Source organism: Pseudonocardia sp., from assembly GCF_025465255.1.
GTDB lineage: Bacteria > Actinomycetota > Actinomycetes > Mycobacteriales > Pseudonocardiaceae > Pseudonocardia.
The window spans coordinates 1-12,468 of record NZ_JAODNI010000076.1; the positions used below are offsets into that span (position 1 = coordinate 1).

Below are 12,468 nucleotides of genomic sequence, written 5' to 3' on the forward strand. Positions count from 1 at the left end.
ACGACGTCCAGGTCGTGGGCGAGGCGGGCACTGCGGCGCAGGCCCTGGCCCGGGTGCCGGCCCTGCGGCCGGACGTGGCGATCCTGGACATACGCCTGCCGGACGGTGACGGGGTCTCGGTGTGCCGGGACATCCGCTCCGCGGTCACGCCTCCTCCGGCGTGCCTGATGCTGACCTCGTTCTCCGACGACGAGGCGCTCTTCGGCGCGATCATGGCCGGAGCCTCCGGGTACCTGCTCAAGCAGGTCGCCGGCATCGACCTCGTCGGGGCGGTCCGGACCGTGGCCGCGGGCGGTTCGCTGCTGGACCCGAAGGCCACGGGCCTGGTTCTCGAACGGCTCCGCCGCGGCGAAGAGTCCACGGACCCGAAGTTCGAGTCGCTGAGCCCGCAGGAGCGACGGATCCTCGAGCTGATCGCCGACGGGTTGACGAACCGGCAGATCGGGGCCGAGCTCTACCTCGCGGAGAAGACGGTCAAGAACTACGTCTCCTCGTTGCTGCACAAGCTGGGTTTCGCCCGCCGGACCGAGGCGGCGGTCTACGCGGCCGAACGCCGCCGCCCGGGCGCGCGCTGACGGCCCGGTCGGCCGTCCGGGCCTGGGTCAGCCGAGCGGCACCCGCCACTGCAGACGGGTCCCCCCGCCGCGGCGCGGCGCGACGGTGAGGGTGCCGCCGAGTTGTTCGGCGCGCTCGGCCAGGTTGTGCAGCCCGCTGCGGGCGACGTCGGGCGGGATGCCGATGCCGTCGTCGACGATGTCGAGCAGGAGCTGGTCTCTCGAGGACTCGACGTCGAGGGTGACGGTGACGGTGCGGGCGCCGGCGTGACGCACGGCGTTGCTGACGGCCTCCCGGGCGACGGCGAGCACGTGCAGGATGACGTCGTCCGGCACGAGGGTGTCGACGGGCCCGGAGGTGCGGACGGACGTGGTGAGGTCTGCCCCCGCGGCCGCCTCGGTCACGGTGTCGAGCAGGCGCCGGCGCAGGCCCTCGTCGTGCTGGTCGGCGGTGTGCAGGTCGAAGATCGACGTCCGGATCTCCCGGACGGTCTGGTCGAGCTCGTCGACCGCCTGCTGGATCCGGTCCTGGACGTCCGGCCGGGTGCTGCGGCGCAGGGTGCTCTGCAGCTTCAGCCCGGTGGCGAACAGCCGCTGGATGACGTGGTCGTGCAGGTCGCGGGCGATCCGGTCCCGGTCTTCGAGGACGTCGAGCTGGCGCTGGGCACGGTTCTTCTCCCCCAGCTCCAGCGCGATCACGGCCTGTTGGGCGAAGGAGGTCAGCAACGGAATCTCTGTGGGCTGGAACGGCGAAGCACCGATGTTCCGCAGGGCGACGAGCACCCCGATCACCCGTTCCGCGGCCCGCAGCGGCACCGCCACCGTAGGTCCCAGGCCCGTCGGCCCGACGGGATCGGCGAACAGCATGTCGGGAGCGTCGGCCAGCACGGGGTTGCGGCTCTCCGCGACCTCCTGCAGCAGCTCGCCGCCGGCGACCGTCTCCCCGTCCACGTCCAGCTCGATCCCGACGCGCGCATGGATATCGAACCGGCCGTCGCCGTCGGGACCCAGCGCGACGAAGGCGCCCGCCGCGCGGGTGAGTTCCTGGGTGCGCAGAGCCACCAGTTGGAGGACTTCGTGATCGGAGGCGCCGGCGAGCACTTCCGACCGGATCTCCCCGAGCACCTCCAGCCACTGCTGGCGGGCCCGGCTCTGCTCGAAGAGATCCGCGTTCTGCACCGCGATGCCGGCGGCCGCGGCGAGGGCCTGCAGCACGACCTCGTCGTCCGCGGTGAACTCGCCGCCGCCCCGCTTCTCGGTCATGTAGAGGTTCCCGTACACCGAGTCACGGACCCGCACCGGCACCCCGAGGAAGCTGCGCATCGGCGGGTGGTTGGGAGGGAAACCCACCGAGGCCGGATGCCGGCTGAGATCGGCCAGGCGTAGCGGCTCCGGCTCCACGATCAGCTGCCCGAGCAGGCCCTTACCCTCCGGCGGGCGGCCCAGCGCGGCGCGCGTGTGCGGGTCGAGCCCGATGTCGATGAACCGGGCGATCGACCCGTTCGGTGCCAGCACGCCGAGGGCGCCGTAGCGGGCGTCGACCAGGTCCACCGCCACCTGCACGATCCGGGTGAGTGTGGTCTCCAGCTCCAGACCAGCGGCGACCGCCAGGACCGCGTCGAGGAGCCCCTGCATGCGGTCCCGGGCCGCGACGATCTGTCCGAGCCGGTCCTGGACCTCGCCGAGCAGCTCGTCGAGCCGCAGGCCGGAGAGCACCCCGGCCATCGGTGCAGTGGTCGCGTCCACGTCCGTCTCGTCCATCACCCTCCATCAGCGCTTCGTCCGCGGCCCAACATTGACATGCCGCCCCGGCGCCAACAAGCACGCCCGGCCCCCTGGGCGGTGGGACGAATACCTCGGCCGAACGGGACCTTCGACGCTACCGGCCGTCGGCGGCCACGAGCAGGCTCGTAAGTCATGGCGGACAACCGCCGGGTACGGAGACGGTGAGCGGTGATGGGCACGATCACGCAGGCATTGGGGCTGTCCGAGGAGCAGGTGCGCGGGCTTCTGCAGACGGCGGCGTTGGCCCCGTCGCTGCACAACACGCAGCCGTGGCGGTTTCGCCTGACGCCGGACTGGATCGAGGTCCACGTCGATCGAGGACGAAATCTCCGCGTCGCCGACCCCGACGGTCGGGAGCTGCGGATCGCAGGTGGGGCCGCTCTGTTCAACCTCCGGCTCGGACTCATCGGGCTGGGGATCAGACCGTTGGTGACCGTCCTGCCCGATCCCGGGAACCCCGATCTCGTCGCGATCGTCCGTCGGGGCGGTCGGCGACGGGCCACACCGGAGCAGCAGCGGCTGCTCGCGGCGGTTCCGCGGCGAAGGACCAACAGGCGACCCTTCGCCGATGTGCCCGTGGCCTCCCCCGCCAGATACGAGCTCCGCCGCGCCGCCACCGAGGAGGGCGCCTGGCTGCACCTGGTCACGGATTCGCAGCACCGCTTCGAATTGGGCCGGTTGGCCCGGCAGGCCCACCAGCGGCAGTCGGCCGATCCCGCGTTCCTGGCCGAGATCGCCACCTGGACCGGACACGAGGCCGGGCGCCCTGACGGCGTGCCCGCGGCGGCGGGGGGCCCGCAGCCCCTGTCCAACGGGGCGTGGGTGATGCGTGACTTCAGCGGCGGCACCGGCCGGATCGACGGACCCGACTTCGAGGCCGAGCCCCTGATCGGGGTGCTCAGCGTCCACACCGACGGGCCGCGGGAGGAGATCCGCGCGGGCGAGGCGTTGGAGCGCGTCCTGCTGACCGCCACCGTGCACGGGCTGTCCGTCTCCTTCCTGTCACAGCTGGTCGAGATACCCGACGTCCGGGACCGGATGCGCCGGCTGCTCAGCGGGACACGCCCGCCGCTGGCGGTCCTGCGGATCGGCCACGGATGGCCGGTCGCCGCGACACCACGACTCCGCGTGGAGGACCTGGTCCTACCTGCCGCCGCGACTTCCACGACCCCTGCGCACACGGACAAGGAGCTCTCTGATGACCGACACCGTGCCTGACCTGCCGTTCGCCACCGAAGCGCATGTCGCGGTCGGCATCGACGGGACCGAAGCGTCGCTGCACGCGGTCCGCTGGGCCGTCGACGAGGCCGGGAAGCGTGCGGTTCCCCTGCTGATCGTCCACGCCGCGCCGTACGCGGCAGGGGCCGCGGGTGCCCTGCGCGCCCACGCGGGTCGGATCCTGGGACGCGCATACACCGTGGCCCACCGCCGGAACCCGGCCCTGGCGGTCCACACCGCCCGGCTCGACGCGGACCCGGCCGTCGCTCTCGTCGAGGTCGCCGGCCACGCCGACCTGGTCGTGCTCGGCATGCCGGGCGACGGCCAGGTGGGGTCGGGCGGCTCGGTCGCCCTCCGCGTCGCGGCGCACGCCACGGGTGCCGTCGCCGTCGTTCACAGCGGCGACCACGAAGCGCCCGCGGGCCCTGTGGTCGCCGGAATCGGTGACCCGCGCACCGACGCCGGTGTCGTGGCGGTGGCCCACGGCTTCGCCCGCCGGCGCCGGGCACCGCTGCACGTCGTGCACGTCGCCCTCTCGGCGCGAGACGCCGCCGACGCCCGTGACTCGCTCGAACCGCTGACAGCGCGATGGGCCGAACGCGACGCCGGCGTGCCCGTCGCCCTGCTCGTCGTCCACGGTCGTCCCCTGGCGGTGCTCGTCGAACAGGGCGTCGGTGCCCGGCTCCTCGTCGTAGGGCCCGCGAAGGGCGGACTGCGCGGGATGCTCGGCTCGACGAGCCGCGCGCTGCTGCGCGCGGCGCCGTGTCCCGTCGTGGTCACCGGCCACTCCGACGTGCAACCCGCAGGTGGCCCGGCGCGGGACCCGCACGCGCGAGCCGAGCTGTGGTGAGCTCGGCCGCGGTCCGGGAAACCCACATCGGCGTCGTCGTCCTGCTCGGCGACCGCGCCTACAAGCTGAAGAAGCCCGTCCGCACCGCGTTCTGCGACTTCTCCACCGCGGAGCTGCGCCGCGCCGCGCTGGATCGGGAGCTGGTGCTCAATCGCAGGCTGGCCTCGGACGTCTACCTGGGCACCGGCGAGATCACCGAACCGGGACCGGACGGCGGGCCGACGGTGGAACCGATGCTCGTCATGCGGCGGATGCCCGCCGAACGCAGGCTCTCGACGCTCGTGCGACAGGGCCAGGACGTGACGGAGCCGCTGCGGGCGACGGCCCGGCTGATGGCGGCCTTCCACGCGCGCGCGGGCCGCAGCCCGGAGATCGAGGTGCAGGGCGGGCTGCACGCGCTGGCCGAGCGGTGGCGGCACAACCTCGACGAGCTGGGACCCTTCCGGGGCGACCCGGTCGACGGCGACCTCCTCGACGGGGTCGGGCGGCTGGCACTGGGGTTCCTGCGCGGACGCTGCGCGCTGTTCGCCGACCGCCAGGCGCGCGGCCGCGTCGTCGACGGGCACGGCGACCTGCTGCCCGACGACGTCTTCTGCCTCGACGACGGTCCGCGGCTGCTGGACTGTCTCGACTTCGACGACCGCCTCCGCTACCTCGACGGGCTCGACGACGTCGCGTTCCTCGCGATGGATCTCGAGCGGCTCGGCGCCCCGGAGGCCGCGGGCTTCTTCCTTGACGCCTATGTCGAGTTCTCGGGCGACCCTGCCCCGCCTGCGCTCCGGCACCACTACACCGCCTACCGGGCGGTGGTCAGGGCGAAGGTGGCCTGCCTGCGCCACGTACAGGGCGACGCCGGGGCCCGGATCGACGCGGTCGAGCATCTCGAGCTGGCCCTGCGCCACCTGGAGCGGGGTGCGGTCCGGCTCGTGCTGGTCGGCGGCCTCCCGGGAACGGGTAAGACCACCGTCGGGGGCGCGCTCGCGGACCGGGTCGGAGCGGTGCTGTTGTCGAGCGACCGGATCCGCAAGGAGCTCGCCGGGATCGACCCCGGCCGCTCCGCCGCCGCGCCGTACGGCACCGGTCTCTACGACACCACACACACCGAGGCCGTGTACGGGGAGCTGCTGCGCCGGGCCGAGGAGCTGCTCGGGAGGGGCGAGTCGGTGGTGCTCGACGCGTCGTGGATCTCCTCGGCGCACCGCGCTGCCGCCGCCGAGCTCGCGGCCCGCAGCGGCAGTGCGCTCGTGCAGCTGGAATGCCGGGCCGGCGCCGACACGGCGCGGAGGCGGATTCGTTCCCGGGGTGTGACGCCGTCGGACGCCACCGCCGAGGTCGCCACGGCGATGGCCGGCGCGGTCGACGACTGGCCCGACGCGGTCGCGGTCCCGACGTCGGGTCTCCTGGCGGAGTCCGTCCGGGTGGCCGAAGCCGTGTGGATCGGGGCCGCGAGGTCGCCGTCCGGGGCCCGGACCACGGCGGTCTGAGCCTCGGGCGGGACCGCGGTGTGTCAGGGCGCCGCGGGAGCCGCCGTCGCCACGGGGCACCGACGCGCCGGGGGCTCGTCGGTGCCCTCACCGTTTGGTCGTGGCCGCCTCTTCCGGGCGGACGATCGCGACCGGGCAGTGTGCGTGGTGCAGCAGCGCGCGGCCGACCGAGCCCAGCAGCATTCGCGTCGCCCACCCCCGCCCGCGGGAACCGACCACGACCAGTCGGGCGTTCTCCGACCGCTCCCGCAGGGCGCGGGCAGCGGAGCCCCGGACGACCTCGCGCCGGATGCGGATGTCGGGGTACTTCCCCGACCAGCCCGCGAGCCGTTCGGCCAGCACCTCCTTCTCCTCCGTCTCCGCCGCGTCCAGCAGATCCCGCAGGCTGAGCTCCGGGTGGTCGGCATCGGCATCGGTCCAGGAGTGCACGGCGACCAGCGGTGCGCCCCACGCGTCCGCGGTCTGGACGGCGAACGCCAGGGCGGCCTCGCTCGCAGGCGATCCGTCCACCCCGACGACGACTGGCCGCACCCGGTCCGGTGTCGCAAGCTGCTCCACGTCACCCCTGGCGCCGCGGACGCCGATTACCGGCGAGACGGCGCGGACCGCGAGGCCGCCGGCGACCGATCCGACGAGCAGTTCGGTGAACCCGCCGAGGCCCCGCGTGCCGACGACGACCATCCGGGCGTCGGCTGACTCGGCTGCCAGGACGTCGATGGCGTCGCCGTCGACGTGCCGGCGTTGGACGGTGACCCCGGGGGCGACCGTGCGAGCGGCCGACGCCGCGGCCCACAGCTGGCGTCGGGCGAGGTCGCGCAACAGGTCGGTGCCCTCGTTGCCGGCGGAAGGGGGCCAGTGGTAGGCGCGTACCAGCCGCAGTGGGGCTCCCCGGCGGGCGGCCTCGGCGGCCGCCCAGCGGGCCGCGTCCATGCCCTGCTCCGATCCGTCGATTCCCGCGACGACCGGCAGCCCGGTGCTCCTCGAACTCATCTCGAGCCTCCTCCGTGGTGCTGTGACGAGCTTCGCCGCAGGAACGGGTGAGGGGCAGCGGCGTGTGGGACCCGGACGGTCGGGACCTTCGACCCCTGTGTCCCGTGCCGCGTCGACGATGCGCCCCGAGTCAGGACTCCGTGTCGGGCCGTGCGACCGCGACCGGGCAGTGGGCATGGTGCAGAAGGGCGTGCGCGACCGAGCCGAGCAGCAGCCCCCGGACCGCGCCGCGTCCGCGCGACCCGACCACGACGAGCTGGGCGCCGACGGACTCCTCGACGAGGGTGTGGGCGGGCCGGTCACGGGTGACGAGGCGCCGGACCTCGACGTCGGGGTACTTCTCGCTCCAGCCGGCCAACCGCTGGTCGAGCAGCACGCGCTCGTCCTGTTCGATGGCGTTCCAGTCGATCAGCGGGGCCAGGGTCGGCTCGAGCATGTCGTCGAGCCAGGTGTGCACCGCGACGAGCGGAACCCCCCGCCGGTCCGCCTCGTCGTAGGCGAAGGCGACCGCGGCTTCGCTGGTCGGCGAGCCGTCGACGCCGACGACCACGGGGCGGTGGTCCGGCACGCCCGTCCGCGCGATCGACGTGCCCCGGACCACGACGACCGGGCATGCACCCCTGGAGGCGAGCGTGATCGCGACCGAGCCGAGGAGCAACCCGGTGAACCCGCCCAGTCCGCGGCTGCCCACGACCACCAGCAAGGACCGGCGGGACTCGTCGAGCAGCACGTTCTCCGGGAACCCCGTGATCAGCTCGGACTCGACGGCGATCCCCGGGGCGGACCTGCCGGCCAGCTCGACGGCGGTGCTCAGCACGGTCCGCGCAGTCTCGGTCATCAGCGTCCGGTAGGAGGTACCCATGCCGGGGTCGCCCAGGTGGTGAGGTGACGGCAGCATCAGCGCCGAGACCAGGCGCAGCGGGATGTGCCGGCGGGCCGCCTCCAGGGCGCTCCAGTACACGGCGTCCCTCGCCGATTCCGAGTCGTCCACGCCGACCACGATCGGTCCGGTGTGCGATGCGTTCATCGTTCTCTCCTTCGACGGCGTCGGCCTCAAGCGTGGCAATGCCACGGCGACGACGGCCACCGGCTCAGGGCCCCGTGTACCGGGTCCGAAGTCCCCCTCGGCGGCGACGAGCGGCATCTGTGCCCGGGACCGTCCGCGTGGCGGGATGAAGGGGACACCACCGATCAGGGAGCAGACATGAATGCCGGGGTCGACATCGGAACGGTGCGGGCCGCCGTCGCGCTCGCCACCCGCGCACCGTCCGTGCACAACTCACAGCCTTGGCGGTGGTGGGCGAGCGAGCGCTCCGTGCACCTCTACGCCGACCTGCAGCGCTGGCTGCCGGTCACGGACGCCGACGGCCGTGACCTTCTGCTCAGCTGTGGCGCGGCGCTGCACCATCTGCGGGTGGCGCTGGCGGCGCTGGACGTCGCGGCCACCGTCGAGCGGATGCCCGACCCCGAGGAGCCGGATTTGCTCGCGGCCGTGGCGCTGCGTCCGGGGCGCGCGGTGACCGGCGGGGTCACCGACCCGGGCGTCGACGTCGAGGAGGCCAACGCCATCGGGGTGCGCCGCACGGACCGCCGCCGGTTCTCCGACTGGCCCGTACCGGCCGAGTTCCTCTCCGACCTGGCCGCTCGTGCCGGGGAGCAGGGCGCACTGTTGCGCATCGTCGCCGACGGGAGGGCCCATCGCACGCTGGACCTGGCGATCCACGCGGCCGCCGTCGAGCACGCCCGCGTGGCCGGCTACGACAGCGAGGTGGCGCTCTGGACCGGGATGCATGCCTCGGACGACGGTGTCCCGGCCGCGAACGTGCCCGCCCCGGACCAGTCTGCAGGCGGGGTGGCGTTGCGCCGCTTCGTCTCCGGCGAGCTCACCGAGCCCCGCCCGGACGACCCCGACGGCGCGGTGCTCATGGTTCTCGGCACATCCTCGGACGACCAGCTCTCCCGGCTGCGGGCGGGTGAGGCGATGAGCGCGGTCCTGCTCCGGGCGGCCACGCTCGGCCTGGCCACGAGCCCGTTGAGCGAGCCGCTGGAGGTCGAGGGCACACGGGCCCTGCTCCGCGAGCAGGTGCTCGGCGGAACGCTGTCGCCGCAGCTGGTGCTCCGCGTCGGGTGGGCTCCCGGCAGCGGCACCGTGCCGGCCACCCGGCGGCGCTCGCTCGACGACCAGCTCGGCGCCCGACGTCCCTGACCCCACTGGTCCCTTGCTTCTCCTGTTGCGGAGGTGAGCGCGATGCGCGCACTGGTCGTCGTCGAGTCGATGTTCGGAAACCCGCGCGGTCGCGGGGGCCGTCGCCGACGGTCTGCGCGAACGCCTTCCGGGGACGTCCGGGTCGCTGACGTGGGCGCAGCGGAGCCACCCTCACCCGGGGACGTCGACCTGCTCGTCGTGGCTCGACGCATGCCTTCGGGCTCAGCCGGGCGGGCACCCGGGCCGACGCCCAGCGCCAGGGCGCGACGGGTGGTGGCCGGATCGGCCTACGCGAGTGGCTCGCCGATCTGGGCCCCGCTCGGCCGGGTGCCCGGGTGGCCTGCCTCGACACCAGGGTCTCCAGGCCGCGGGTGCCTGGCTCCGCGGCCCGTTCGGCACTGCGCACGCTGACCGCCTTGGGCTACACCCCGCTGGTCCCGGCGACCACGTTCTGGTGCACAGCCACGCCTGGGCCGCTCCGTCCCGGCGAGGTCCAGCGCGCCCGCCGGTGGGGTGTCGAGCTGGCAGGACTGAGCTCGGCGCAGCGTTCGGAGTCCCGGTCCACGCCGAGGATCAGCTGGGTCAGGTCGTTGCTGCCGATCGAGACCCCGTCGATCCCTAGGCCCACGTACTCGGGCAGCCAGTGCAACACCGAGGGCACCTCGGCCATCACCCATCGGTGCAACCCCCGGTGGCGGCCCAGCGGGCTCGCGTCGACGAGCTCCAGCACGGCCTCGAGCTCCCAGCGGGTACGGACGAAGGGGATCATCAGGTGCAGGTTCGGGGTGCGCTCGCGGACCTCGGCCAGGACCCGCAGCTCGAGCGCGAACAGGTCGGGTTCGCGCAGATACCGGTAGGCTCCACGGTAGCCGATCATTGGGTTGCGCTCGAGCGGTTCGTAGGTCTCGCCGCCGCGCAGCCCTCGGAACTCGTTGGTGCGCAGGTCTGTGGCCCGGTACCCCACCGGGCGCGGCGCGAACGCCGCCGTCACTCGGTGGATCGAGGCGACCATGGCTCTGACGAAGCCGTCCTGCTCGCCCGCCGCGATCAGCTCCCGAGGATGACGGCCGCCCAACGCGTCTGTCAGGGCCAGCTCCGCGCGCAGCAGCCCCCCTTCCACACCGGACGCGGCGACCTGCTCCGCCGTGTCCGGCATCGCGAGGTTGACGTAGAGACGGGTGGCGGTCGCCTCCGTACCCGCCGCACTCGGCGGGGTCCGCGGGATGACCGTGGCCGGGACCCGGACCCGCCCTGGTCGGTGACCAGCGCTGCAGCCCGGCGGATCGTCGGCAGCCAGTCCGGATCGGTCATCGGGGCGACGAGGACCTCCCCGGTGCGAAGCGCGGCGCCCTCCTCCGGTCCATGGAGTACCCGGACCCGCCCGATGGCACGACCGGGTGCGGCCGCGAGACCGGCGACCAGCGGGGCTCCGCTCGACGTGCCCGCCGGCGTTCCGCATCCTTGCGGTCGACGTCTTCCTGTCCGGTCAGTGTCGTGATCGGCCGGGCCTGTACGAGCCAGACCTGGCGGGCGATCATCGCCCACTCCACGTCCTGCGGGGCACCGAAATGGGCCTCGACGCGGAGCGCCATCCGCGCCACGGCCTCGGCGGCCTGATCGTCGAGGACCCTCGACGTCGCCCGCTCGTGGTCGAGGGTGACGGTGAGGTCGTGCCCGTCGCGGCCCTGGACGATCTCATGGGTCTGGTTGCCGACGCGAACGGACACCAGATGCAGGTCGGGACTGGAGAAGGTGTACGTGTCCGGCTCCACCGCGACTGCGGGTTCGGTGGTGATCCCACGTTCGGCCCGGTAGACGATCGCGCGGGGGGCGACGGTCGATGCCCAGCACTCGAGGACCTGAGCCAGCAGCGCGTCCGCACCGCGGACGTTGGTGAAGCTGGAGTGCATCCCGGCGAACGAGGCGGCGGCGCCGTCCTCGCCGAGCGCCGAGGAACGGACGGCGACCGTGACCGGACCGAAGTCCTCGATGCCCAGGTCCCGGTACGCGGCGTGGATCTCCTCCACCACCTCGGGCGAGGGCCCGGCCTTCCGCACCACGTCGCGCACCTCGGTGCACAGGTCTGCCAGCTCGGGTTCGCCCCCGGAGCGGCCGGCGGCAGCAAGTGCCAGGGCGTGCAACCGAGCGAGCTCCGCCCTGACCCCGGCGGCGTCCATCGAGTCGAGGTAGGCCGCCACGGTCAGGACGAAGCCAGCCGGAACCGGCAGGTCGGCGGCCAGCATCTCGCCGAGGTCGGCCGCCTTGGCCCCGACCGTGTCGGCGTCGCCTCGACGGACAGCGGGGAGCGGGCGTGCCCAGCGGGTGACCGTTCCGGCGGTCACTCCGCCACCTTCGGCTCGGCCCGGACGACCGCCACCGGGCACGCGGCGTGGTGCAGCACCGCCTGGCTCACCGAACCGAGCAGCAGCCCGGTCACGCCGCCACGGCCCCGGGAGCCGACGACCACCAGGCGGGCCCGCTCCGAGAGCCGGGTGAGCGCGCCGGCGGCGCCGTCGCGGATCACCCGGCGCCGGACCTCGACGTCGGGGTACTTCGCCGTCCACCCGGACAGCCGCTGGGTGAGCGTGCGGTGCTCGTCGGCCTCGATCGCGGGCCAGTCCAGGTAGGGCACGAGGAACGGGTCGAGCGCGGCGTCGCTCCACGCGTGCATCGCGACGAGCGGCGCCCCGAGCCGCGACGCCTCGTCGAACGCGAACGCCAGCGCTGCGTCACCGCCGGGCGCGCCGTCCACCCCGACGACGACGGGGGCGTCCTGCTCGTCGTGCGGCCTGCCTTCGCGGACGATGACGACCGGGCATGCGGCCTGTGCCGCCATCGACACCCCGACCGAGCCGAGGAGCAGGCCCGCGAAGCCGCCGTGTCCCCTCGACCCCAGGACGAGGAGTTCCGCGTCCCCGGCCTCGCGCGCGAGGGCGGGGACTGCTTCGCCGCCCGCGACTTCGCGGTCCACCTCGGCGGTCGCCTCGACCGCCGAGGCCTCGATCGCCGCGACGTCGAGGAATTCGTGTGCCCTCTTCACCATCAGCTGCCGGTCGTACTCCTTCCCGAGCGGCGGCATCCCGATGGGCTGGTAGGTCATCCACGGAACGGCCGCGATCAGCCGCAGCGGGCGATTGCGCCGTACCGCCTCCGATGCCGCCCAACGCACCGCCTGCAGTGCCGAGTCCGAGCCGTCCACCCCGACAACGACCGACCGTGTGTGGTGAGTACTCATCTCGCCCTCCCCGATGTCCCTGTGTCACTGGGGACGCTGCCCTCCGGGCGGGCTCCCGCGCTGCGGCTCTCCGTCCTCTCTGGGCAGGACCTAAGGCCCGATCGGCCCGCGAGACCGACCGGCGCTTCCCGGTCCGCGTGCCACCC

The 12,468-nt window shown here is 73.7% G+C and carries 12 protein-coding genes; 5 read left to right on the forward strand and 7 right to left on the reverse strand.

Annotated features, from left to right (window positions below; translation table 11 throughout):
• Positions 1-575, forward strand: a 575-nt coding sequence (locus JWP64_RS07975) for a response regulator transcription factor (RefSeq protein WP_297494023.1), incomplete at its 5' end; no start/stop codon positions are given.
• 27 nt (positions 576-602) lie between these two features.
• On the opposite strand, the gene JWP64_RS07980 is transcribed toward JWP64_RS07975, so the two are convergent.
• On the reverse strand, positions 603-2,315 hold the full coding sequence (locus JWP64_RS07980) for a GAF domain-containing sensor histidine kinase (protein WP_297494025.1): 1,713 nt from the start codon (positions 2,313-2,315) through the stop codon (positions 603-605).
• 195 nt (positions 2,316-2,510) lie between these two features.
• Here JWP64_RS07980 and JWP64_RS07985 point away from each other — a divergent pair, with 195 nt between their 5' ends.
• Genes JWP64_RS07985 through JWP64_RS07995 form a run of 3 tightly spaced genes read left to right on the forward strand, consistent with a single transcriptional unit; the run spans position 2,511 to position 5,891 of the window.
• Positions 2,511-3,557, forward strand: a complete 1,047-nt coding sequence (locus tag JWP64_RS07985; RefSeq protein WP_297494027.1) for a nitroreductase — start codon at positions 2,511-2,513, stop codon at positions 3,555-3,557.
• Positions 3,538-4,407: a universal stress protein gene (locus tag JWP64_RS07990; RefSeq protein ID WP_297494029.1), complete on the forward strand. Its 870-nt coding sequence runs from the start codon at positions 3,538-3,540 to the stop codon at positions 4,405-4,407. Before JWP64_RS07985 ends, JWP64_RS07990 begins: the two co-directional genes overlap by 20 nt.
• On the forward strand, positions 4,404-5,891 hold the full coding sequence (locus JWP64_RS07995; protein ID WP_297494031.1) for an AAA family ATPase: 1,488 nt from the start codon (positions 4,404-4,406) through the stop codon (positions 5,889-5,891). Before JWP64_RS07990 ends, JWP64_RS07995 begins: the two co-directional genes overlap by 4 nt.
• 87 nt (positions 5,892-5,978) lie before the next feature.
• Here JWP64_RS07995 and JWP64_RS08000 read toward each other — a convergent pair whose 3' ends face one another.
• A complete protein-coding gene (locus JWP64_RS08000) occupies positions 5,979-6,881 on the reverse strand; it encodes a universal stress protein (protein ID WP_297494033.1) in 903 nt (300 codons plus the stop codon).
• A 130-nt stretch (positions 6,882-7,011) separates the two neighbouring features.
• Positions 7,012-7,908, reverse strand: coding sequence for a universal stress protein (locus JWP64_RS08005; RefSeq protein ID WP_297494035.1), 897 nt, complete (start codon positions 7,906-7,908; stop codon positions 7,012-7,014).
• 177 nt (positions 7,909-8,085) lie between these two features.
• Between JWP64_RS08005 and JWP64_RS08010 the strand changes: the two genes are divergently transcribed.
• Positions 8,086-9,087 (forward strand): NAD(P)H nitroreductase, encoded by a 1,002-nt coding sequence (locus JWP64_RS08010; protein WP_297494037.1) that lies wholly within the window; start codon positions 8,086-8,088, stop codon positions 9,085-9,087.
• Between the two features lie 421 nt (positions 9,088-9,508).
• Here JWP64_RS08010 and JWP64_RS08015 read toward each other — a convergent pair whose 3' ends face one another.
• The 4 genes from JWP64_RS08015 to JWP64_RS08030 are packed head-to-tail and all read right to left on the reverse strand — an operon-like array spanning position 9,509 to position 12,322.
• Positions 9,509-10,243 carry a putative PEP-binding protein gene (locus tag JWP64_RS08015; RefSeq protein WP_297494039.1) on the reverse strand — a complete coding sequence of 245 codons (735 nt, stop codon included), beginning with the start codon at positions 10,241-10,243 and terminating at the stop codon, positions 9,509-9,511.
• On the reverse strand, positions 10,171-10,398 hold the full coding sequence (locus JWP64_RS08020; protein WP_297494041.1) for a hypothetical protein: 228 nt from the start codon (positions 10,396-10,398) through the stop codon (positions 10,171-10,173). The genes JWP64_RS08015 and JWP64_RS08020 overlap by 73 nt, the downstream gene beginning before the upstream one ends.
• Positions 10,395-11,429 (reverse strand): PEP/pyruvate-binding domain-containing protein, encoded by a 1,035-nt coding sequence (locus JWP64_RS08025; RefSeq protein WP_297494043.1) that lies wholly within the window; start codon positions 11,427-11,429, stop codon positions 10,395-10,397. The genes JWP64_RS08020 and JWP64_RS08025 overlap by 4 nt, the downstream gene beginning before the upstream one ends.
• The gene (locus JWP64_RS08030; protein ID WP_297494045.1) at positions 11,426-12,322 is read right to left on the reverse strand and encodes a universal stress protein; all 897 of its coding nucleotides are present in this window, start codon (positions 12,320-12,322) and stop codon (positions 11,426-11,428) included. Before JWP64_RS08030 ends, JWP64_RS08025 begins: the two co-directional genes overlap by 4 nt.
• Positions 12,323-12,468: the final 146 nt, after the last annotated feature.